Raw genomic sequence first — 20,813 nt, 5'->3', positions numbered from 1 at the left:
TCTTCACCCAGGGCACCCTTGTCGCCTTCGAGAGCGAGCTTGGCGGAGCCGCGAATGATCGGGGTGTCGTCGCCTGGGAAGTTGTACTTGTCCAGGAGTTCGCGCACTTCCATTTCGACGAGTTCGAGCAGCTCTTCGTCGTCGACCATGTCGCACTTGTTCAGGAACACGATGATGTAAGGCACGCCCACTTGGCGGGCCAGCAGGATGTGTTCGCGGGTCTGGGGCATTGGGCCGTCAGCGGCCGAGCACACCAAAATAGCGCCGTCCATCTGGGCAGCGCCGGTGATCATGTTCTTCACATAGTCGGCGTGGCCTGGGCAGTCGACGTGGGCGTAGTGGCGGTTAGCCGTTTCGTATTCCACGTGGGCGGTGTTGATCGTGATGCCGCGAGCCTTTTCTTCAGGTGCTGCGTCGATCTGGTCGTAGGCCTTGGCTTCGCCGCCGAACTTGGCGGACAGCACGGTGGCGATCGCTGCGGTCAGCGTCGTCTTGCCATGATCCACGTGGCCGATGGTGCCCACGTTGACGTGGGGCTTGGTACGTTCGAACTTACCTTTTGCCATTTTTCTTTTCTCCAAAGAGCAATGCCTGTGTTGGGGTTTAACGTCTGCACCCGATTGCTGATTCGTCCCGCACAGGGCAACAGGACGGCACCGGGTCGCAGATTGCAAGAATCTTGCTACTATTTTTATAGCTACTAGCGCTTACTGAATAAGCGCTAGAGGCCAATTTCACTCTAACCAGCGGAGAAGGAGCCGCTGAAGCGACTCCCTCCCGACATGCCAATTACTTGGCGCGCGAAGCCATGATGGCTTCCGACACGTTGCGAGGTGCTTCGCTGTAGTGCTTGAATTCCATCGTGTACGTGGCACGGCCTTGCGTTGCGGAGCGCAGCGAGGTCGAGTAGCCGAACATTTCGGACAGGGGCACTTCGGCCTTGATGGCCTTGCCGCCGCCGACCATGTCGTCCATGCCCTGCACCATACCGCGACGCGAGGACAGATCGCCCATCACGGTACCGGCGTAGTCTTCAGGCGTTTCCACTTCCACGGCCATCATGGGTTCGAGAATCACGGGGCCGGCCTTGCGGCAGCCTTCCTTGAAACCGAAGATGGCAGCCATCTTGAACGCCAGTTCGTTCGAGTCCACATCGTGGTACGAACCGAAGTGCAGCGTGACCTTCACGTCGACCACCGGGTAGCCGGCCAGCACGCCTTGGCCCACGGCTTCGTTGATGCCCTTTTCCACCGCAGGGATGTACTCGCGTGGAACCACACCGCCCTTGATCGCATCGACGAACTCGATGCCCTTACCGGCTTCGTTCGGCTCGATCTTGAGCACGACGTGGCCGTACTGACCCTTACCGCCGGACTGGCGCACGAACTTGCCTTCGGCTTCTTCCACCGTCTTGCGGATGGTTTCGCGGTAGGCGACCTGGGGCTTGCCCACGTTGGCTTCCACGCCGAACTCACGCTTCATGCGGTCCACGATGATTTCCAGATGCAGCTCGCCCATGCCGGCGATCAGCGTCTGGCCCGACTCTTCATCGGTCTTCACGCGGAACGAAGGATCTTCAGCCGCCAGGCGTTGCAGGGCGATGCCCATCTTTTCCTGGTCGGCTTTGGTCTTGGGTTCCACGGCCTGCGTGATCACAGGCTCAGGGAACACCATTCGCTCCAGAATGATCTGCGAGTCGATGTCGCTCAGCGTTTCGCCGGTCGTCACGTCCTTCAGGCCCACGCAGGCAGCGATGTCGCCGGCGCGAATTTCTTCGACTTCCTGACGCTCGTTGGCGTGCATCTGCACGATACGGCCGATGCGTTCCTTCTTGCCCTTGATCGGGTTGTAGACGGTGTCGCCCTTGGTCAGCACGCCGGAGTAGACGCGCACGAAGGTCAGCTGACCCACGAACGGGTCGGTCATCAGCTTGAATGCCAGTGCCGAGAACTTCTCGCTGTCGTTCGCCTTGCGGGTCACGGGGTTTTCGTCTTCGTCGGTACCGGTCACGTCAGCGATGTCGGTAGGCGCTGGCAGGTAGTCGATCACGGCGTCCAGCATGCGCTGCACACCCTTGTTCTTGAACGCGGTGCCGCACAGCATCGGATGGATTTCCGTGGCGATGGTGCGGGTGCGCAGGCCGAGCTTGATCTCGTCTTCGGAGAGGTCGCCCTCTTCGAGGTACTTGTTCATCAGCTCTTCAGAGGCTTCGGCCGCAGCTTCCACCATCTTCTCGCGCCATTCCTTGGCGGATTCCAGCAGTTCAGCCGGGATCTCTTCGTAGCTGAACTTCATGCCTTGCGAGGCCTCGTCCCAGATGATGGCCTTCATCTTGAGCAGGTCGACCACGCCGGTGAAGTTTTCTTCGGCACCAATCGGGATCACGACGGGCACAGGATTGGCCTTCAGGCGCAGCTTCATCTGGTCGTAGACCTTGAAGAAGTTGGCACCGGTACGGTCCATCTTGTTGACGAATGCCAGACGCGGCACCTTGTACTTGTTGGCCTGGCGCCAGACGGTTTCCGACTGGGGTTGCACGCCGCCCACAGCGCAGTACACCATGCAGGCACCGTCCAACACGCGCATAGAGCGCTCGACTTCAATCGTGAAGTCCACGTGGCCGGGGGTGTCGATAATGTTGAAGCGGTGCTCGGGGTAGGAGTTGTCCATGCCCTTCCAGAAGCAGGTAGTGGCAGCCGAGGTGATCGTGATGCCGCGCTCTTGCTCTTGCTCCATCCAGTCCATGGTCGCAGCACCATCGTGCACTTCGCCAATCTTGTGGCTCACGCCGGTGTAGAACAGGATACGTTCGGTCGTCGTGGTCTTGCCAGCGTCGATGTGGGCCGAGATACCGATATTGCGGTAGCGCTCGATGGGGGTCTTGCGTGCCATGATGTTTCTTTCGTTTTAACGGCTAAGAGCCCGCCCGCCAAAACTGGCGGATCGGGCTCCCGGCCTTCGAGATATGGGGACGAAGCTTAGAAGCGGAAGTGGCTGAAAGCCTTGTTGGCTTCTGCCATGCGGTGCACTTCGTCACGGCGCTTCATCGCACCGCCACGGCCTTCCGTGGCTTCCAGCAGCTCATTGGCCAGACGTTGGGCCATGGACTTTTCGCCACGCTTGCGGGCGGCTTCCTTGATCCAGCGCATCGACAGCGCCAGACGACGCACAGGGCGCACTTCGACAGGAACCTGGTAGTTGGCACCGCCAACGCGGCGGGACTTCACTTCCACCATGGGCTTCACGTTGTTGATGGCAACGGTGAAAGCTTCCAGCGGGTCCTTGTCAGGATGCTTCTTCTCGATCAGCTCCAGGGCACCGTAAATGATGCGCTCTGCAACAGCCTTCTTGCCGCCTTCCATGATCACGTTCATGAATTTGGACAGCTCGACATTGCCGAACTTGGGATCCGGCAGGATTTCACGTTTGGGGACTTCGCGACGACGTGGCATTTTTCACCTCTATCTTTGCTTCAGTTGGCGTCTTTTCAGACACCGCGAGAGCCAATGAAGGACTCCCACTTACTCGACCCGCGCAAAACACTTGCGTTTGGGGCCACTACGCTGCACCACCGCGCCACGCGGGAGACAGCACCGAAAATTCTTTGCGAAAAGCGCAGGGCTTACTTGGCCTTGGGCTTCTTGGCACCGTACTTGGAGCGCGACTGCTTGCGGTCTTTCACGCCTTGCAAGTCGAGCGAGCCACGCACGATGTGGTAACGCACACCTGGCAAATCCTTCACACGGCCGCCGCGAACCAGCACGACGCTGTGTTCCTGCAGGTTGTGGCCTTCGCCGCCGATGTAGGAGATGACTTCGAAGCCGTTGGTCAGGCGCACCTTGGCGACCTTCCGCAGAGCGGAGTTAGGCTTCTTTGGCGTCGTGGTGTACACACGGGTGCACACGCCGCGGCGCTGTGGAGAGTTTTCCATCGCGGGGCTCTTGGACTTGGTCTTTTCGACCTCGCGCCCCTGACGGACCAATTGATTGATGGTTGGCATTGAATACGTCCCTAAACGTGAAATTCTTCGTGTAAGCCGGTGACAGCTTCGTGAACACGAAAACGTGAATCCCTTCGGAAATTCCGAAAAGCCTTCTAATGTAGCAGCAAGCCCCAAAGCGGGCAAGCAATGCGACTTCTCTACTGAACCCCTTGGCACAAGAGGCGGCACCGCTGTGGCAGCGCGTCGCCAATTTCAGGACCGCAACGCAAGGGCGCCGCGCTGGCGGTGTCCCCTTCCCGAATCACATGGTCATTCGAGAGAAGGGGTGAAGGCGCGGTAGCGCCTCGGGGAGATGTACCTGCTATTTGATCCAGAGACGGATCGCGTCCCATGCGCGGCCAAAGATGCCGGCCTGCTCCACGGCTTCCAGCGCCACCAGCGGCACCTCGGCGATAGCCTGGTCGCCCAGCGACACCTTGAGCGTGCCCACAGCCTGGCCCTTGGTGAAGGGCGCGACCAGCGGGTCTTGCCGCACGATCTGGGTGGTGACCTTGCCGGCGCTGCCGGACGGCACGGTGACGACGATGGCGTCGGGGCGGCCGATCTTCAGCGTGTTCTGCGTGCCCTTCCAGACGGCGGGCGTGGCGGCGGGCTGGCCGGCATCGAACAGCTTGACCGCGTCGAAGGCGGTGTAGCCCCAGTTCAGCAGCTTCTGGCTTTCGTTGGCGCGGGCGTTTTCGCTGGCGGCGCCCAGCACGATGGAGATCAGGCGGCGCTGGCCGACGTTGGGAAAGTCCCGCTTGGACGTGGACACCAGGCAGTAGCCGGCCGCTGCCGTGTGGCCGGTCTTCAGGCCGTCCACCGTGGGGTCGCGAAACAGCAGCGAGTTGCGGTTGGTGCCGTTGGACACCGGCGTGCCCGGATAGGCGTATTGCTTGGTGGAGTAGTAGTGCATGTACTCCGGAAAGTCCTTGATCAGCCGGCTGGCCAGCACGCCCAGGTCACGCGCGGTGGTGGTGTGGCCGGGCTCGGTCAGACCTTCGGGGTTTTTGTACGCCGTGCCCTTCATGCCCAGCGCCTGCGCCTGGTCGTTCATCAGCTTGACGAAGTTCTCGGCCGTGCCGCCCACGCCCTCGGCCAGCGCCATGGTGGCATCGTTGCCCGACTGCACGATCATGCCCTTGATGAGGTCTTCTACCGGCACCTGCATCTTGGGGTCGATGAACATGCGCGAGCCGGGCATCTTCCAGGCGCGCACGCTCACCGGCAGCTTCTGCTCCAGCGTGATCTTCTTGGCGCGCAGCGCGTCGAACACCAGGTAGCCGGTCATCAGCTTGGTAAGCGAGGCCTGCTCGACCGGCGCGTCGATGTCCTTGGCGGCCAGCACCTGGCCGGCCGTTACGTCCAGCAGCAGGTAGTTGCGTGCGGCGATCTCGGGCGGCTGGGGCGCCTGCACCTGGGCCCACAGGGCGGCAGGCGCGATCAGTGCGGCGCAGACAAGGGTTCGCAGCGAGGGCAGAAAAGACTTCATGGACACAGGCACTTGTTCGGAAAAAAAAGAGTGAAGAAGAAAGGACAGAAAGAGGCGGCGAATCGCCAGGCCGGCGCAGGCGCCGCAGCCGCGCGAATGCGCAGCTCTACAGGTCAGCCTGCAGGTGGCGGGTCACCAGGTTTTTCAGCAGCGGCAATTGTCCGTGAAAGAAATGGCCGCCTCCGGGCACGACGGTAACGGGCAGTATCTGCGGGCGCGCCCAGTCCATCACCGCGGCCAGCGGCACGGTGTCGTCTGCCTCGCCGTGCACGACCAGCGTGCGCTGGTGCGCATCGGCCGGCACTGGCGCCACGGTGAAGCGGCTCGCGGCGGTGCCGATCAGCACGGCACGCTGGATGTCGCCCTGGCGCTCGGCCCACAGGCGCTCCAGCGCATGGCTGGTGACGAAGGCGCCGAACGAAAAGCCGGCCAGCGCCAGCGGACCCTGCGGCGCCACCTGGCGCACCACGGCCAGCAGGTCGTCCAGCTCGCCCCGGCCTTCGTCGTGCGTGCCCGCCGTGGCGCCCACGCCGCGGAAGTTGAAGCGCACCGCCGTCCAGCCGCTGGCGACGAAGGCGCGTGCCAGGGTCTGCACCACCTTGTTGTCCATGGTGCCGCCGAAGAGCGGGTGCGGATGGGCGATGACGGCGATGCCACGCGCGGTGCCGCCCTCGGGCACGGCGGCGGCGTCGCGCACGGCCTCGATGGCGCCGGCGGGGCCGTCCAGGGTCAGGCGTTCGGTCTGGGCATTCACAGCGTTGCTACCAAATTAATAGCTGCCAGCGCTTGATGGATAAGCGCTAGAGGCTTAAAACACTTAAAAACTGTCGGATGGGAGCGGCGTTGTTGTCAGCGGCCCACGTCCGGCGGCGTCAGCAGGCGCTCGACGACCTGGCCGTTCTTCAGGTGCGACTCGACGATCTCGTCGATGTCGCTGTTGTCCACATAGGTGTACCAGGTGCCCTCGGGGTACACCACGGCGATGGGGCCGCCGGCGCAGCGGTCCAGGCAGCCGGCCTTGTTCACGCGCACCTTGCCGGGGCCGGACAGCTTGGCGGACTTCACCAGCGACTTGCAGCGGTCGAAGGCGGCCTGCGCGCCATATTGCGCACAGCTTTCTTCGCCCTTGCCGCGGTCGTTCAGGCAAAAGAAGATGTGGCGCTCGTAGTAGCTGGGCGTGCCGGGCGCGTCAGCCTGTGGGGTGGGGGTGTCGCTCATGGAGGCATTTTAGGACGCACCCTGTTGCGGCGGTTGTGGCTGCGGCAGTGCTCCGGCCTCACGGTCGCGGCGCGACACGCGCTGCACCACGTAGATGAGCGCGGCGTAGGGCCACAGCCAGCCCAGCCACTGCCCCAGCCCGAAGAACCGGATGAACCGGCCCTGCTCCCAGGCCTGCAGCGTTTCGGCAAAGTAGGCGCTGGTGGGCGCCTGGTTCAACAGATTCAAGTGCAGCGCCAGCGCCAGCAGCAGCAGGGCCGCGCAGGCCCGGCGCGGCACGGCGACGAGCAGCAGCGCGGCCGCCAGCCCCGCCCACAGGCCCACGTGCGCGGGCAGCGTGATCCATTCCCAGGCGTGGGTCGGCCCCCAGCTCATGGCAGCGGACAGTGCCGTCGCCCCCACGCCCACGGCGACGGTGCCCACCGCAAAGGCGGCGCGCCGGCCCAGGTGCCGGATCACGCAGTAGCCCAGCAGGCACGGAATGAGCACGCCCAGCAGCACCGCCAGCAGTTCAGCCCCGGGCGACAGCGCCTCCAGCGGCTCGGTGCGCACGGGCATCCAGTCCAGGAACGGCGTGTCTTCCAGCCATTCGGACAGCGCCAGTTCCATCCGCTCCCACATCTGCCCCAGCCCGAAAGGCACGGCCGCCGGGAACAGCAGCCCCATGGGCCACAGCGCCAGCAGCACCAGCGCCCCCCGTGCGTCCTCCACGAACCAGCGCGCGCGCAGCCGGCTCCAGCGGTCGATGGCGCCCAGCCGCTCCAGCATGCCGGCCACCAACGCGCCCAGCAGCGCGCCCGCGGTATTCAGCGCCAGGTCCATGTTGGACGGCACGCGGCGCGGCAGGTAGATCTGAAAAAACTCCATGGCCAGCGACAGCAATGCGCCGGCCAGCGTGGCCAGCACGATGGCCGCGCGCGACCAGCCGCTGCGCAGCAAGGCCAGCGCCAGCAAAAAGCCCAGCGGCGCGTAGCCGCCCACGTTGATGTTGACGTCGAACCACGTCCAATACGGCGGCGGCATCTTCGCGGAGAAGAACACCCACGGCGAGATGCCCTGCTCACGCCAGCCCTCGAACGGGAACAGGCTGGCAAAGACGATCAGCGCTGCATACAGCAGCGCCAGCGGCCAGGCAGAAGTCTTGTGCACGGCGGGCGTTCCGTCGTGAAGCCGATCAAAAATTCAGAATGGCTTGACGACGACCAGCACCACCGCAGCCACCAGCAGCAGCACCGGCACCTCGTTGAACCAGCGAAACCAGCGGTGGCTGCGCTGGCTGGTGCCCGCGGCCAGCTTGCGCAGCAGCACCGCGCAGGCGTGGTGGTAGCCCACAGCCAGCACCACCACGGCCAGCTTGGCGTGCATCCAGCCGTTGCCCGGGCCGCGGCCGATGCCATAACCAAGATAGAGCCAAAGCCCCAGCCCCAGCGCGGGCACGGCCAGCAGGGTGGAAAAGCGCAGCAGCTTGCGCGCCATCAGCAGCAGCCGGTCGCGCTCGGCGGGCGAACCGGCCGGCACTATGGCCAGGTTCACGAAGATGCGCGGAAGGTAGAAAAGGCCGGCGAACCAACTGGCCACGAATACGATGTGAAAGGCTTTGACCCAGAGCATGCGGGCAGTGTACGGGCGCTGCATGCGGCGCCAGCCGGGTGAGTCAATGTGGCGCACAATTTCGGCCATGCATCTGTCCAGCCCCACCCCCTTCCCCGCCCACCGCCCGCGCCGACTGCGCCGCGATGCCTTCACCCGCAACCTGGTGCGCGAGAACGTGCTCACGCCGCACGACTTCATCTACCCGGTGTTCGTGCACGAAGGTACGAACCTTCGCCAGCCCGTGACGTCGATGCCCGGAGTGGACCGGCTGAGCCTCGATTTGCTGCTGCCCGTGGCCGAAGACTGCGTCAAGCTCGGCATTCCCGTGCTGGCGCTGTTCCCGTCCATCGACGCCGCGCTGAAAACCCCCGACGGCAAGGAAGCGCTGAACCCCGACGGGTTGATTCCGCGCGTGATTCGGGCGTTGAAAAAGGAATTCCCCGACCTGGGCGTGCTGACCGACGTGGCGCTCGACCCCTACACCAGCCACGGCCAGGACGGCCTGCTGGATGCCACCGGCTACATCATCAACGACGACACGGTGGAGATCTTGGTCGGCCAGGTGCTGACGCATGCCGAGGCCGGCGTGGACATCGTTGCGCCCAGCGACATGATGGACGGGCGCATCGGCGCCATTCGCGACGCGCTGGAAGTGCAGGGCCACGTCCACACCCGCATCATGGCCTACAGCGCCAAGTACGCCAGCGCCTTCTACGGCCCGTTCCGCGACGCCGTGGGCACGCGTGGCGCCCTGGGGAAAGCCGACAAGAACGTCTACCAGATGGACCCGGGCAACAGCGACGAAGCCCTGCGCGAAGTCGCGCTGGACATCGCCGAAGGCGCCGACATGGTGATGGTGAAACCCGGCATGCCCTACCTGGACGTGGTGCGCCGCGTGAAGGACGAATTTCGCGTGCCCACCTTCGCCTACCAGGTCAGCGGCGAATACGCCATGCTGAAAGCCGCTGCCGCCAACGGCTGGCTCGACCACGACGCGGTGATGATGGAAAGCCTGATGGCCTTCAAGCGCGCCGGGGCCGACGGCATCCTGACCTATTTCGCCCGCGACGCTGCCCGCCTGCTGCGGGCCTGATCTGCGCGCAAAAAAGCACTCAACAAGCACGACGCTATTAAAATAATAGCTATTGGCGCTTGATGATCAAGCGCTGGAGCCCGATTTGACTGAAGAATCCTCCGGCGCGATCCGCGTCTTCCACATCCAGCCCGGCAGCGCGCGCGAGCTGAGCCAGCTGCCCTCGGCCCCGCCCGCGCAGGGCTTCGTGTGGATCTCCTGCACGCGCCCCTCTTTCAGCGCCGAGCTGCCGAGGCTGCAAGCCGCGCTGCAGGCCACGGCCGGGCTGCAGTTGGTGGACCTGCATGTGTCCGACCTGCTGAACGCGCAGCTGCCATCGCACTACGACTACACCTCGCAATACGACCTGCTGGTCTTTCGCCGGCTGACTGCCACGCAGTGCGACACGGCTGTACTGCCCAACGCAGGCATGGGTGCGGATAGCGACGCAGCCACACTGCGGCGCGGCGGCCCGCCGGTGCTGCGGCGCATCGACACCAGCCCCGTCGGCTTCGCCGTGTTTGACCAGGTGCTGCTGACCGTGCACCCGGTCGACTGCACCGTGCGCGACGCCTATGCCGCGCGCTTGCTGGCGCCACCGCAACCCGGCCTGCAATCGCACGCCGCAGCATCGGCGGCCACGCCCGACCCTGCCATGGCGCACACCACGGCCGCAGCCGTCGCTGCCGTCACGCCGGCCGAGACCGTGGCGCGCGAGCTGCGCAACGGCCCGGTCGTCAACGGCCGCCTGCCCGCCAGCCCGGCCGATTTGATGCTGCGCGTGGTCAACCTGATCGTGGACAACTACCTCGACCTGCGCCGCGAACTCTCGCGCCAGCTCGACCACTGGCAGGCCGAGCTGCTCAAGCCCCGCACGCGCTTTGCCAACTGGAACGCGCTGTTGGACGCGCGGCTCACGCTGCACCAGCTCGACGAGATCTGCGAAGACCAGCGCGCCGCCGTGCAGGACTGGGTGGACACGCTGGAGACCTGGGCGCTGCCCGACACCGTGCCCGCGCTGCGCGAGCTGGACCTGCTGAAGGTGCGCAGCCGCGACGTGCTGGAACACATCGAGCGCGTGGTGCACCACGTGCGCCGGCTCGAACAGAGTACCGAAACCGCCGTGCAGATGCACTTCAGCGTGCAAAGCAACCGCACCAACGACATCATGCGCACCCTCACCGCGCTGACGGCCGTGTTCCTGCCGCTGAACCTCATCGCCGGCATCTTCGGCATGAATTTCGAATTCATTCCGCTCATCCACATGCAGGATGGCTTCTGGTGGGCCATGGGCGCCATGACCGTCACCGCCGTCGCGCTGATCGCCCTCTTCTGGCGCAAGCGCTACCTGGTGCGCACCGGCAAGCACTGACCGACGGGCGCTCAACGGCGCCGCCCGGCTGGTCCTGGCCCGGATACATAGGGATAACCCCACCCAGAAGTCAGACATGACAAAGGCTGTCAAAACATTAATTGCCTAGTCAATTAATATTGCGGCCATGACTGCTTCTTTCGCCGACGACTCCGTAGCCCTCGAACTGGACCGACAGGGCGCTGTGCCGCACCCTGTGGAACAGCACCTGGGCTACCAGATGCGCCGCATCGTGACGCTGCTGGGCTCCCACATCGACCGCCAGGTCGAACCGCTGGGCCTGACTGATGCGCAGTGGAAGCCGCTCTTGCGCTTGCTGCTCGACCAGCCCGGCACCGTCGCCGCACTCGCCCGCGTCTGCCAGCTGGACGCCGGCGGCATGACACGCCTGCTCGACCGCCTGGAAGCCAAGGGCCTGGTGCGCCGCGAAAGGTCGGTGGAAGACCGCCGCGTGGTCAACCTGGAACTGACCGACGAAGGCCGCGCCGCCGCGCAGCAGTTGCCTGCCGTGCTGCAAGGCCTGCAGCGATCGCTGCTGCAAGGCTTCAGCGCCGACGAGGAAACGCAACTGCGCAGCTATCTGGCGCGCCTGTATGCCAACGCGCGATCACTGGAGCCGCCCCTCGGCGCCTGACCCCTGCCTACTGAACCCAGAGCACAAAACACCATGAAAAACCAGCTCACATCCCTCGACAACGCCCCGGCCGACACCCGCGGCCCGGCTCCCGCGCCCCGGGAGCCCGGCCGCCTGCAAGGCGCCGCGCTCTACTTCGCCACGCTGGCGCTGGCCATCGCCGCCCTGCCCGGGCTGACGGGCTGTGCCGACATGTCCGGCATCGCGCCCTCCGCGCAAATGCGCGATGCGGCGTCGCTGGGGTTGGGACAATCCGGCGCCGCCCCGGCCCCTGGCACGCTGCAGGTGGACGCCGCCGTGCCCGCCGACTGGTGGCGCGGCTTCGGCGATGCGCAGCTCGACGCGCTGATCGACCGGGCCCTCGCGAACAGTCCCACCCTGAAGCTGGCCGAAGCCCGCGTCGCCCGCGCGAACGCCTTCACCGACACCGCCCGCGCCGCCACCGGCCCGCACCTGAACGCCAGCCTGGACGTGAACCGCCAGCGCTACAGCGCCAACGGCCCCTACCCGCCGCCGCTGGCGGGCGGCACCCTCAACAGCGGCACGGCGCGGCTCATGGGCAGTTGGGAGATCGACTTCTTCGGCGAACACCGCGCGGCCTTGCAGTCCGCCCTGGGCACGGCCAACGCCGCGCAGGCCGAGGCGCAATCGGCGCGGCTGCTGCTGGCCGCCAACGTGGCGCGCAACTACATCCAGCTGGCCCGCCAGCAGGCGCAGCTGGCGGTGGCCGAGCGCGCCCTGGCGCAGCGTGGCGAAACCCTGCGGCTGGTGCAAGACCGCGTGGCCGCCGGACTGGACACGCAGCTGGAGCAGCGCCAGAGCGAAGGCGGCCTGCCCGAGGCGCGCCAGCAGATCGAAGTGCTGCGCGAACAGATCGCCCTGACCCGCAACGCCCTGGGCGCGCTGGTTGCAGAGCCAAATAGTGCTCTAGCGCTTGATACACAACCGCTGGCAGCTATTCATTCGATAGCAACACCCACCCAGCTGCCCGCCGACCTGCTGGGCCGCCGGCCCGACGTGGCCGCCGCCCGCTGGCGTGTGGAGGCAGGCGCGCAGAACGTGGCCGTGGCGCGCGCGCAGTTCTACCCGAACGTGAACCTGACGGCCTTCGTCGGCCTCTCGTCCATCGGGCTGGACCGCTTCGTGCAGGCCGGCAGCAAGGAATGGGGCGCGGGCCCGGCCATTCGCTTGCCGATCTTCGATTCGGGCCGCCTGCGCGCCAACCTGCGCGGCCAGTCGGCCGACCTGGACGCCGCCGTGGAAAGCTACAACGCCGCGCTGCTGGACGCCGTGCATGACGCGGCCGACCAGATTGCCTCGGCCGGCGCCATTGACCGCCAGCTGGCCGAGCAGCGCCAGGCGCAGCAGGCCGCAGAAAGCGCCTGGGCCATCGCCCGCCAGCGCTACGAAGCCGGCCTGGGCAACTACCTGAACGTGCTGACGGCCGAGACCAGCGTGCTGGCCCAGCGCCGCCAGGCCGTGGACCTGGCCGCGCGCCGGCTCGACACGCAGGTGGCGCTGATGCGCGCCCTGGGCGGCGGCTGGCAGGACACGGCGGCGCCGCCGGGCCAGGCTGTGACCGCCGCTGCTGCCGGCCGTTGAACCCCATGCCGGTCAACCCAACCCGTTCGCCCTGAGCTTGTCGAAGGGCTTTCACTCCCTGCCCCGGCTTCGACAGGCTCAGCCCGAACGGGTTTTCTTCTTCACCGACTGACTGGCATTGCGCTGAAACCCCCTTCTTTTCGAGTCGCACCATGAACGCACCGCAAACCTCTCCCGCCACCCCCACAGCTCCCGCCGACAAGAAGGCCGGCCGCCGCAAGGCCCTCATCACTTTGGCCGCCGTGGTCGTGCTGGCCGGCGCCGGCTGGGGCGTGTACGACTGGCTGGTCGCCAGCCATTACGAGAGCACCGACAACGCCTACGTGCAGGGCAACGTCATCCAGATCACGCCGCAGACCGGCGGCACCGTCATGTCCATCCTGGCCGACGACACCGACTTCGTGAAGGCCGGCTCGCCGCTGGTCAAGCTGGACCCGGCCGACGCCCGCGTGGCGCTGGAGCAGGCTGAAGCCAACCTGGCGCAGGCGGTGCGGCAAGTGCGCACGCTCTACGTCAACAACGGCTCGCTGGCCGCGCAGATCCGCCTGCGGGATGCCGACGTGGCGCGTGCGCAGTCCGACGTGGCCCGTGCGCAAGATGATTTGCGCCGCCGCCATTCGCTGTCGGGCAACGGCGCCGTGAGCAAGGAAGAGCTGAACCATGCGCAGAGCCAGCTCGAATCGGCCCGCACGGCGCTGGCCGGCGCCCAGGCCGGCGTGGTGGCCGCGCGCGAACAGCTCACCAGCAACCAGTCGCTCACCCAGGGCCTGGCCGTGGACCAGCACCCCAGCGTGCTGGCCGCCGCCGCCCGCGTGCGCGAAGCCTACCTGGCCGAGCGCCGCACCGCCCTGCCCGCCCCGGTGGACGGCTACATCGCTCGCCGCACCGTGCAACTGGGCCAGCGCGTGGCCGCCGGCACGCCGCTGATGACCATGGTGCCGCTGGGCCAGGTGTGGGTGGACGCGAACTTCAAGGAAAACCAGTTGCGCAACCTGCGCCTGGGCCAGAGCGCCACGCTGACGGCCGACCTGTACGGCAAGAAGGTGGAATACACCGGCACCATCGCAGGCCTGGGCGTGGGCACGGGTTCGGCCTTTGCGCTGCTGCCCGCGCAGAACGCCACCGGCAACTGGATCAAGGTGGTGCAGCGCGTGCCCGTGCGCATTGCGCTGAATGCCGCCGAGGTGCAGCAGCACCCGCTGCGCGTGGGCCTGTCGATGGACGTGACCGTGAACACGCAGCAGCGCGATGGCGCCCTGCTGGCCGACGCGCCGCGCACGGGCGCCGTGGCGCAGACGGCGGTGTATGCCGGGCTCGACGATGGCGCGACGGCCGAGGTGGCGCGCATCGTCGCGGCGAACGCCGGCAAGACGGCAGCGCATTGATCGACCACGACCCAGATCACGATCACGATCACGCAAGGCGCGCATGACGACCGCAACCCCCTCCGCCCCGGCACCCCGTGCCGCGCCGGCTGCCGCACCCATGGCAGCATCGGCCCCGCTGGAAGGCAGCGCGCGCCTGTGGGGCACGCTGGCCCTCTCGGCCGCCACCTTCATGAACGTGCTGGACACGTCGATCGCCAACGTGTCCCTGCCCGCCATTGCGGGCGACCTGGGCGTGAGCCCCACGCAGGGCACCTGGGTGATCACCAGCTTTGCCGTGGCCAACGCCATCGCCGTGCCGCTGACGGGCTGGCTGTCGCAGCGCTTCGGGCAGGTGCGCCTGTTCGTGGCCAGCGTCACGCTGTTCGTGCTGGCGTCGCTGCTGTGCGGCATCGCGCCCAACATGGCCACGCTGATCGCCTTCCGCGCGCTGCAGGGCTTCGTGGCGGGCCCGATGATTCCGCTGTCGCAGTCGCTGCTGCTGTCGAGCTACCCCAAGGCGCTGGCCGGGCTGGCGATGGCGATGTGGTCCATGACCACGCTGGTCGCGCCGGTGATGGGGCCGCTGCTGGGCGGCTGGATCACCGACAACATGAGCTGGCCGTGGATCTTCTACATCAACGTGCCGGTGGGCATCGCCGCCGTGGTGGTCACCTGGGGCATCTTCCGCCACCGTGAATCCGAGCGTCGCACGCTGCCCATCGACTCCATCGGCCTGGCGCTGCTGGTGATCTGGGTGGCGGCCATGCAGGTGATGCTGGACATCGGCAAGGAGCACGACTGGTTCGCCTCGCCCTGGGTCGTCGCCTGCGGCGTGGTGGCGGTGGTGGGTTTCATCGCATTCATGATCTGGGAGCGCGGCGAAGACCATCCGGTGGTCGATTTGACGCTCTTCAAGATTCGCAACTTCTGGGCCGGCGCGCTGGCCACCTCGGTCGGCTACGGCCTCTTCTTCGGCAACGTGGTGCTGCTGCCGCTGTGGCTGCAACAGTACATGGGCTACACCGCCACGCAGGCCGGCGAGGTGCTGGCGCCGGTGGGGCTGCTGGCGCTGGTGCTCTCGCCCGTGGTGGGCAAGAACATCGCCAAGGTGGACCCGCGCCGCTTCGCCACGTTCGCCTTCCTGGTCTTCGCGCTGGTGCTGTGGATGCGTTCGCGCTTCAACACCCAGGCCGACCTGATGACCATCATGGTGCCCACCCTGATCCAGGGCGTGGCCATGGCGTTCTTCTTCATTCCGCTGGTGACCATCACCCTGTCGGAGATCGCACCGGCGCGCATACCGTCGGCGTCGGGCCTGTCGAACTTCATGCGGATCACGGCGGGGGCCATCGGCACGTCGGTGTCGACCACGCTGTGGGAGCGCCGCGCCACGCTGCACCATGCGCAGCTGACCGAGGGCCTGCAGCAGGGCGGCATCGCCGTCACGCAAACGTTGCAGGGGCTGCAGGCAGGCGGCCTGTCGCCCGAACAGGCGCTGGCGCAGGTGGAGCGCATGGTGAACCAGCAGGCCTTCATGCTGGCGGCCAACGACATCTTCTATGCGTCGGCCGTGCTCTTTCTGCTGCTGATTCCACTGGTGTGGCTGGCCCACCCGGTGCGCGCCAGCGCCGGCAGTGCGGATGCGGCGGCCGGGGCGCATTGAGCACCGGGCCGGGCGGGGTAATCTCGCCGTTTTCGACGACTTGAACACTGCAGCATGACCACCCCTGCCGCCACCGAACTCTCTACCTTCAGCGATGCGCTGAGGCGCCTGCGCCAGGGCGATCTGCGCCCGCATGCCTTCAGCGACCAGACCCGTGCGTTCGCTGCCTTGCGCGCAGCGCTGCCGGCGCGTTACGACGAGGTGCTGCTGGGCTTGCTGGACCGGCTGGAATCGGGCGCGCTGTTTGCGGAAGAAAGCTGCTCGTTCAGCCAGAAGGATCTGGTGGACAGCCTGCAGATGTGGGCCGACAAGGCGGGCGGCGTGCTGGCCGCCGACCCCGCGTAAGCATCAGCGCGCCGCGCAGGCCTTGCACAGCTGCAGCGCCAGGCGTTGCAGCGCCTGCCAGCCGTCGGTGGGCCAGTCGGGCGACTTCAGGCCCTTGACGATGCCGTCCACCGTGTGGGCCGACTGCAGCAGCCGCGCGGCGGCGGCGTCGGAAAAGCGCGGCACGATGCGCTCGAAGAGCCGCTCTTTCGGGCCCCACACGCGGTTTTCGCGCAGTGCCATGGGCAGGGGCTTGCCGGCGTTCACGGCGTCTTTTACGCGCTTCAAGGCGCGAATGTCTTCGGCCAGCGCCCAGTGCACCAGCACCTCGGCCTCGCCCTCGGCCTGCAGGCCGTCGAGCATGCGCTGCACGCGCAGCACCTGGCCCGACAGCACGGCCTCGGACAGCTTGAATACGTCGTAGCGCGCCACGTTCAGCACGGCCGACTCGACCTGTGCCCATGACAGCTCGCCCGACGGGTGCAGCAAAGCCAGCTTGGCGATTTCCTGGTGGGCGGCCAGCAGGTTGCCCTCCACCCGGTCGGCAAAGAATTGCAGCGTGCGCTGGCCCTCGTCGCCCGACGCCACGCGCTGGCCCTGCGCGCCCAGGCGCTGGGCGATCCACTGCGGCAATGCGGCGCGCTCCACCGGGTCGATCTGCACCGTGGCGCCGTGCGATTCCAGCGCGGCGAACCAGGCCCCCGTGCGCGTGGCCTTGTCCAGGCGCGGCAGCAGCACCAGCGTGAGCGTGCTGTCGTTACCCTGTGCCAAGGCGGCGATCTGCTGCAGCGCGGTGCTGCCGTCCTTGCCGGGCTTGCCCGACGGAATGCGGATCTCCACGATCTGCTTGTCGGCAAAGAGCGAAAGCGAGCCGCCCGCCGCCAGCACGGCGCTCCAGTCGAAGTGCGCGCCGGCCACGGTGTAGCTGCTGCGCTCGGTGTAGCCCTGCGTGCGCGCCGCCGCGCGAATGGCGTCCGCAGCCTCTTGCTGCAAGAGCGGCTCGTCGCCGTGCAGCGTGTAGAGCGAGCGCACGCCCTTTTGCAGCTGCGCGGCCAGCTGGTTCAGCGCGATTTGCATGGCCAGCGCCCCACTTTCAGGTCAAAAGTGCCTGCAGCGCTTATGCAATAAGCGCGAGCAGCTATCATATTAATAGCAAACAATCGTGGCAATCAAACCGGCGATCAAATGGTCTTGACGGCTGCGAGGCGGCGCATGAGCTGCTGCACCAGGTCGGTCTGCATGTTGCGGAACAGCAGGGCCTCTTCGCCTTCTTTCGACAGCGCCACCGACTCGTTGTAGCTGACGTCGCGCTGCTGCATCAGTTCGGTATCGGGGATCAGCTCCACGCCCTGCTGGTTGCGCAGGCGAAAGCGCATGCGCAGGCGCAGTTGCAGCTCGCGCACCTGGCCCGAAGCGTTCACGCCCACCACCGAGCGCTCCTGCTGCTCGGAGAGAATGTCGAGAATCGCCTCGGCCTGCGTCAGCTGGGTGGGCTCGGTCAGCAGCGTCAGGTTGCCGCCCGAGCCCTGCAGCGTGCGGCGCAACTCGCGCCCGATGGCCGAGCCAGGCTGCGCCTGCACGTACAGCGAGCGGAAGCTGAAGTCCGGCGCCCCGCGCAGGCGAAAGCCGCAGGCGGTGAGCGTGGTGGCGGCCAAGCCGGCCAGGAGAGTGCGTCTTTGCATGAATGAAGCCTCTCAGATCACGATGTTGACCAGCCGGCCCGGCACCACGATCACCTTCTTGGGCGCAGCGTCCGGGGCAAACTGGCGGAAGGCGTCGCTGGCGACGGCGGCCTGCTCAATGGCGGCCTTGTCGGCCGACGCGGGCACGTGGATGGAGCCGCGCAGCTTACCGTTGACCTGCAGCATCAGCTCCAGCTCGTCCTGCACCAGCGCGCCGTCATCGACCTTGGGCCAGGGCGCGTCGAGCAGATCGCCGAGCGCGCCGGCGTAGCCCAGATCGCTCCACAGGCCGTGCGTGATGTGCGGCGTGGCCGGGTACAGCACGCGCAGCAAGATGCCGAAGCCTTCGATCAGCGCGACCTGCGCGCCTGCGCTGTCCAGCGCTTTGAAGTCTTCCAGCGCGTTGATCATCTTCATGGCGCCGGAGACAACGGTGTTGTACTGCATGCGCTGGTAGTCGTAATCCACCTGCTTAAGGACGGTGTGGATCTCCAGCCGCAGCGCTTTCGCCTCCTTGCCGAAGGCGACGTCCTGCAGGGTGCTGGCGCCGGCCACGCTGGCCAGGGCCGCGTCCTTGTCCAGCGCGCCCAGCTTCACGCCGAAGTTCCACACCCGGCGCAGGAAGCGGTAGCTGCCTTCGACGGCGGCGTCGTTCCATTCCAGCGTGGCTTCGGGCGGCGCAGTGAACATGGTGTACAGGCGCGCGGTGTCGGCGCCGTACTTCTCGATCAAATCCTGCGGATCGACGCCGTTGTTCTTGGACTTGGACATGGTGCCCACGCCCTCATAGTCGATGGCCGTGCCCACGGGCAATTCGCCTTCGCTGCTGGCAGCCGCGTTCTTGAGCTTCGCGCCCACGATCTTGCCGGTCTCATCCAGCACATGCTCCACGTCATGCGGCCAGAAGTAGTCCTTGCCGCCCTTGGCGGTCCGGCGCGAATAGATGTGGTTGAGCACCATGCCCTGGGTGAGCAGCTTGGTGAAAGGCTCGTCCACGCTGACCAGGCCCAGGTCGCGCATCACCTTCGTCCAGAAGCGTGCGTACAGCAGGTGAAGAATGGCGTGTTCGATGCCGCCGATGTACTGGTCCATCGGCATCCAGTACTTGGCACCGTCCGCCACCATGGCGTCTTCGTTCTTCGGGTCGCAATAGCGCATGAAGTACCAGGACGAATCCACGAAGGTGTCCATGGTGTCGGTTTCGCGGCGCGCGGCCTTGCCGCAGATCGGGCAGGTCACGCCGGCGTGGAAGCCTTCGTGCTTGATCAGCGGGTTGCCCGAGCCATCGGGAATGCAGTCCTGCGGCAGCACGACGGGCAGGTCTTTTTCGGGCACCGGCACGGCGCCGTGCTCGTCGCAATGGATGATCGGGATCGGCGTGCCCCAGTAGCGCTGGCGCGAAACGCCCCAGTCGCGCAGGCGCCAGGTGGTCTTCAGGTCGCCCAGGCCCTTCTCGTTCAGCGCATGGGCGACGGCAGCCACGGCCTCTTTGTGCGACAGGCCGCTGTAGCTGTCCGAATTGATGGTGACGCCGCGTTGCTTGTCTCCGTACCAGTCCTGCCAGCGGTGGTAGTCGTAGGTCTCACCATCGACCAGCACGACCTGCTTGACGTCGATGCCGTATTTCTGCGCGAACGCAAAGTCGCGCTCGTCGTGCGCGGGCACGCCCATCACGGCGCCGTCGCCGTAGCTCATCAGCACGTAGTTGCCCACCCACACTTCCACCGGCTCTTCGGTCAGCGGGTGAGTGACGAACAGGCCCGTGCGCAGGCCCTTCTTTTCCTGGGTGGCGAGCTCGGCCTCGGTGGTGCCGCCGGCCTTGCACTCTTCGATGAACGCGGCGAGTTCAGGGTTGCCGCGGGCGGCGTGTGCGGCCAGCGGGTGCTCGGGCGCCACGGCGCAGAAGGTCACGCCCATGATGGTGTCGGCGCGCGTGGTGAAGACGTACATGCGGCCGTCACCGATGAGCGTGCCGTCTTCACCGCGAATGTCGTGCGGGAAGGCGAAGCGCACGCCTTCGCTCTTGCCGATCCAGTTCTCCTGCATCAGCTTCACGCGCTCAGGCCAGCCGGGCAACTGGTCGCCACGCACGTTGCCCAGCAGTTCTTCGGCGTAGTCGGTGATCTTCAGGTAGTAGCCCGGAATTTCGCGCTTTTCCACCAGCGCGCCGGTGCGCCAGCCGCGCCCGTCGATCACCTGTTCATTGGCCAGCACGGTCTGGTCGACCGGGTCCCAGTTGACGACCTGGGTTTTGCGGTAGGCGATGCCTTTTTCCAGCATCTTCAAGAAGAGCCACTGGTTCCAGCGGTAGTAGCTCGGATCGCAAGTTGCGACCTCGCGCGACCAGTCGATGGCCAGGCCCATCGCCTGCATCTGCTTTTTCATGTACGCGATGTTTTCGTACGTCCACTTCGCCGGCGGCACGCCGTTCTTCAGCGCCGCGTTCTCGGCCGGCAGGCCGAAGGCGTCCCAGCCCATGGGCATCAGCACGTTCATGCCCTTCATGCGCAGCTGGCGCGCCAGCATGTCGTTGATGGTGTAGTTGCGCACGTGGCCCATGTGCAGCTTGCCGCTGGGGTACGGCAGCATCGAGCAGGCATAGAACTTTGGCTTGCCCGCGTCTTCGGTCACCCGGTAGGCGTCGGAGGCCGTCCAGTGGCTGTGCGCTGCGCGCTCGACTTCGGCGTGATGGTACTTGTCTTGCATGGGTAGGCGGGCCGCACGGGCGCGGCTGCTGGAAAGAGGGAAGGCGGGAATCCGCGAATCAGCCGGCGATTTTAGGCGCGATGCGCCGCCGGGTACGGTCGGTGCG

At 66.3% G+C, this 20,813-nt stretch carries 19 protein-coding genes; 7 read left to right on the top strand and 12 right to left on the bottom strand.

Annotated features, from left to right (window positions below):
* From RQI28_RS13280 to RQI28_RS13240, 9 genes are all read right to left on the bottom strand, one after another.
* Nucleotides 1-566: GTP-binding protein (locus RQI28_RS13280; protein ID WP_311222373.1), on the bottom strand; the 566-nt coding region annotated here is incomplete at its 3' end.
* 223 nt (nucleotides 567-789) lie between these two features.
* On the bottom strand, nucleotides 790-2,892 hold the full coding sequence (gene fusA / locus RQI28_RS13275; protein WP_311222372.1) for an elongation factor G: 2,103 nt from the start codon (nucleotides 2,890-2,892) through the stop codon (nucleotides 790-792).
* A gap of 86 nt (nucleotides 2,893-2,978) precedes the next feature.
* Entirely contained in the window at nucleotides 2,979-3,452 is a 474-nt protein-coding gene (rpsG, locus tag RQI28_RS13270; protein WP_056668881.1) for a 30S ribosomal protein S7, read from the bottom strand.
* Nucleotides 3,453-3,622: 170 nt separating this feature from the next.
* Nucleotides 3,623-4,000 carry a 30S ribosomal protein S12 gene (gene rpsL / locus RQI28_RS13265; protein WP_008905797.1) on the bottom strand — a complete coding sequence of 126 codons (378 nt, stop codon included), beginning with the start codon at nucleotides 3,998-4,000 and terminating at the stop codon, nucleotides 3,623-3,625.
* Nucleotides 4,001-4,304: 304 nt separating this feature from the next.
* Nucleotides 4,305-5,474 (bottom strand): D-alanyl-D-alanine carboxypeptidase family protein, encoded by a 1,170-nt coding sequence (locus tag RQI28_RS13260; protein WP_311222371.1) that lies wholly within the window; start codon nucleotides 5,472-5,474, stop codon nucleotides 4,305-4,307.
* A gap of 106 nt (nucleotides 5,475-5,580) precedes the next feature.
* Nucleotides 5,581-6,228 carry a serine aminopeptidase domain-containing protein gene (locus RQI28_RS13255; RefSeq protein ID WP_311222370.1) on the bottom strand — a complete coding sequence of 216 codons (648 nt, stop codon included), beginning with the start codon at nucleotides 6,226-6,228 and terminating at the stop codon, nucleotides 5,581-5,583.
* Between the two features lie 95 nt (nucleotides 6,229-6,323).
* On the bottom strand, nucleotides 6,324-6,692 hold the full coding sequence (locus RQI28_RS13250) for a (2Fe-2S) ferredoxin domain-containing protein (RefSeq protein WP_311222369.1): 369 nt from the start codon (nucleotides 6,690-6,692) through the stop codon (nucleotides 6,324-6,326).
* 9 nt (nucleotides 6,693-6,701) lie between these two features.
* Nucleotides 6,702-7,841 carry a VanZ family protein gene (locus RQI28_RS13245; RefSeq protein WP_311222368.1) on the bottom strand — a complete coding sequence of 380 codons (1,140 nt, stop codon included), beginning with the start codon at nucleotides 7,839-7,841 and terminating at the stop codon, nucleotides 6,702-6,704.
* Between the two features lie 33 nt (nucleotides 7,842-7,874).
* Nucleotides 7,875-8,303: a CopD family protein gene (locus RQI28_RS13240; protein ID WP_311222383.1), complete on the bottom strand. Its 429-nt coding sequence runs from the start codon at nucleotides 8,301-8,303 to the stop codon at nucleotides 7,875-7,877.
* Nucleotides 8,304-8,370: 67 nt separating this feature from the next.
* Here RQI28_RS13240 and hemB point away from each other — a divergent pair, with 67 nt between their 5' ends.
* From hemB to RQI28_RS13205, 7 genes are all read left to right on the top strand, one after another.
* A complete protein-coding gene (hemB, locus tag RQI28_RS13235) occupies nucleotides 8,371-9,378 on the top strand; it encodes a porphobilinogen synthase (RefSeq protein ID WP_311222367.1) in 1,008 nt (335 codons plus the stop codon).
* 85 nt (nucleotides 9,379-9,463) lie between these two features.
* Nucleotides 9,464-10,729 carry a magnesium transporter CorA family protein gene (locus tag RQI28_RS13230; protein WP_311222366.1) on the top strand — a complete coding sequence of 422 codons (1,266 nt, stop codon included), beginning with the start codon at nucleotides 9,464-9,466 and terminating at the stop codon, nucleotides 10,727-10,729.
* A 127-nt stretch (nucleotides 10,730-10,856) separates the two neighbouring features.
* Nucleotides 10,857-11,363: a MarR family transcriptional regulator gene (locus RQI28_RS13225; RefSeq protein WP_311222365.1), complete on the top strand. Its 507-nt coding sequence runs from the start codon at nucleotides 10,857-10,859 to the stop codon at nucleotides 11,361-11,363.
* A gap of 33 nt (nucleotides 11,364-11,396) precedes the next feature.
* Nucleotides 11,397-12,965 carry an efflux transporter outer membrane subunit gene (locus RQI28_RS13220; protein ID WP_311222364.1) on the top strand — a complete coding sequence of 523 codons (1,569 nt, stop codon included), beginning with the start codon at nucleotides 11,397-11,399 and terminating at the stop codon, nucleotides 12,963-12,965.
* A gap of 152 nt (nucleotides 12,966-13,117) precedes the next feature.
* Nucleotides 13,118-14,350, top strand: coding sequence for an efflux RND transporter periplasmic adaptor subunit (locus RQI28_RS13215; protein ID WP_311222363.1), 1,233 nt, complete (start codon nucleotides 13,118-13,120; stop codon nucleotides 14,348-14,350).
* Nucleotides 14,351-14,450: 100 nt separating this feature from the next.
* Nucleotides 14,451-15,995: a DHA2 family efflux MFS transporter permease subunit gene (locus RQI28_RS13210; protein ID WP_311222382.1), complete on the top strand. Its 1,545-nt coding sequence runs from the start codon at nucleotides 14,451-14,453 to the stop codon at nucleotides 15,993-15,995.
* 54 nt (nucleotides 15,996-16,049) lie between these two features.
* Complete coding sequence (locus RQI28_RS13205; protein WP_311222362.1) at nucleotides 16,050-16,340, top strand: hypothetical protein; 291 nt, start codon at nucleotides 16,050-16,052, stop codon at nucleotides 16,338-16,340.
* Nucleotides 16,341-16,343: 3 nt separating this feature from the next.
* On the opposite strand, the gene holA is transcribed toward RQI28_RS13205, so the two are convergent.
* The 3 genes from holA to leuS form a co-directional block, all read right to left on the bottom strand.
* Complete coding sequence (gene holA, locus RQI28_RS13200; RefSeq protein WP_311222361.1) at nucleotides 16,344-17,396, bottom strand: DNA polymerase III subunit delta; 1,053 nt, start codon at nucleotides 17,394-17,396, stop codon at nucleotides 16,344-16,346.
* 104 nt (nucleotides 17,397-17,500) lie between these two features.
* Entirely contained in the window at nucleotides 17,501-18,001 is a 501-nt protein-coding gene (gene lptE / locus RQI28_RS13195) for an LPS assembly lipoprotein LptE (protein ID WP_311222360.1), read from the bottom strand.
* A gap of 12 nt (nucleotides 18,002-18,013) precedes the next feature.
* Nucleotides 18,014-20,707, bottom strand: a complete 2,694-nt coding sequence (leuS, locus tag RQI28_RS13190; RefSeq protein WP_311222359.1) for a leucine--tRNA ligase — start codon at nucleotides 20,705-20,707, stop codon at nucleotides 18,014-18,016.
* Between the last annotated feature and the right edge of the window lie 106 nt (nucleotides 20,708-20,813).

This window comes from Acidovorax sp. WCS2018Noco2-16 (assembly GCF_031843945.1).
In the GTDB taxonomy this organism is placed as follows: domain Bacteria; phylum Pseudomonadota; class Gammaproteobacteria; order Burkholderiales; family Burkholderiaceae_C; genus Paracidovorax.
The sequence above is the reverse complement of the archived record's forward strand: the minus strand, read 5'-3'. Positions and strand labels throughout refer to the sequence as shown.

What these genes read in the sequence shown, in the direction of transcription:
- fusA (WP_311222372.1), bottom strand. Translation starts at nt 2,892, where the DNA reads ATGGCACGCAAGACCCCCATCGAGCGCTACCGCAATATCGGTATCTCG.
- leuS (WP_311222359.1), bottom strand. Translation starts at nt 20,707, where the DNA reads ATGCAAGACAAGTACCATCACGCCGAAGTCGAGCGCGCAGCGCACAGC.
- hemB (WP_311222367.1), top strand. Translation starts at nt 8,371, where the DNA reads ATGCATCTGTCCAGCCCCACCCCCTTCCCCGCCCACCGCCCGCGCCGA.
- holA (WP_311222361.1), bottom strand. Translation starts at nt 17,396, where the DNA reads ATGCAAATCGCGCTGAACCAGCTGGCCGCGCAGCTGCAAAAGGGCGTG.
- RQI28_RS13215 (WP_311222363.1), top strand. Translation starts at nt 13,118, where the DNA reads ATGAACGCACCGCAAACCTCTCCCGCCACCCCCACAGCTCCCGCCGAC.
- RQI28_RS13220 (WP_311222364.1), top strand. Translation starts at nt 11,397, where the DNA reads ATGAAAAACCAGCTCACATCCCTCGACAACGCCCCGGCCGACACCCGC.
- RQI28_RS13205 (WP_311222362.1), top strand. Translation starts at nt 16,050, where the DNA reads ATGACCACCCCTGCCGCCACCGAACTCTCTACCTTCAGCGATGCGCTG.
- RQI28_RS13250 (WP_311222369.1), bottom strand. Translation starts at nt 6,692, where the DNA reads ATGAGCGACACCCCCACCCCACAGGCTGACGCGCCCGGCACGCCCAGC.
- RQI28_RS13210 (WP_311222382.1), top strand. Translation starts at nt 14,451, where the DNA reads ATGGCAGCATCGGCCCCGCTGGAAGGCAGCGCGCGCCTGTGGGGCACG.
- RQI28_RS13225 (WP_311222365.1), top strand. Translation starts at nt 10,857, where the DNA reads ATGACTGCTTCTTTCGCCGACGACTCCGTAGCCCTCGAACTGGACCGA.
- rpsL (WP_008905797.1), bottom strand. Translation starts at nt 4,000, where the DNA reads ATGCCAACCATCAATCAATTGGTCCGTCAGGGGCGCGAGGTCGAAAAG.
- lptE (WP_311222360.1), bottom strand. Translation starts at nt 18,001, where the DNA reads ATGCAAAGACGCACTCTCCTGGCCGGCTTGGCCGCCACCACGCTCACC.
- RQI28_RS13240 (WP_311222383.1), bottom strand. Translation starts at nt 8,303, where the DNA reads ATGCTCTGGGTCAAAGCCTTTCACATCGTATTCGTGGCCAGTTGGTTC.
- RQI28_RS13260 (WP_311222371.1), bottom strand. Translation starts at nt 5,474, where the DNA reads ATGAAGTCTTTTCTGCCCTCGCTGCGAACCCTTGTCTGCGCCGCACTG.
- rpsG (WP_056668881.1), bottom strand. Translation starts at nt 3,452, where the DNA reads ATGCCACGTCGTCGCGAAGTCCCCAAACGTGAAATCCTGCCGGATCCC.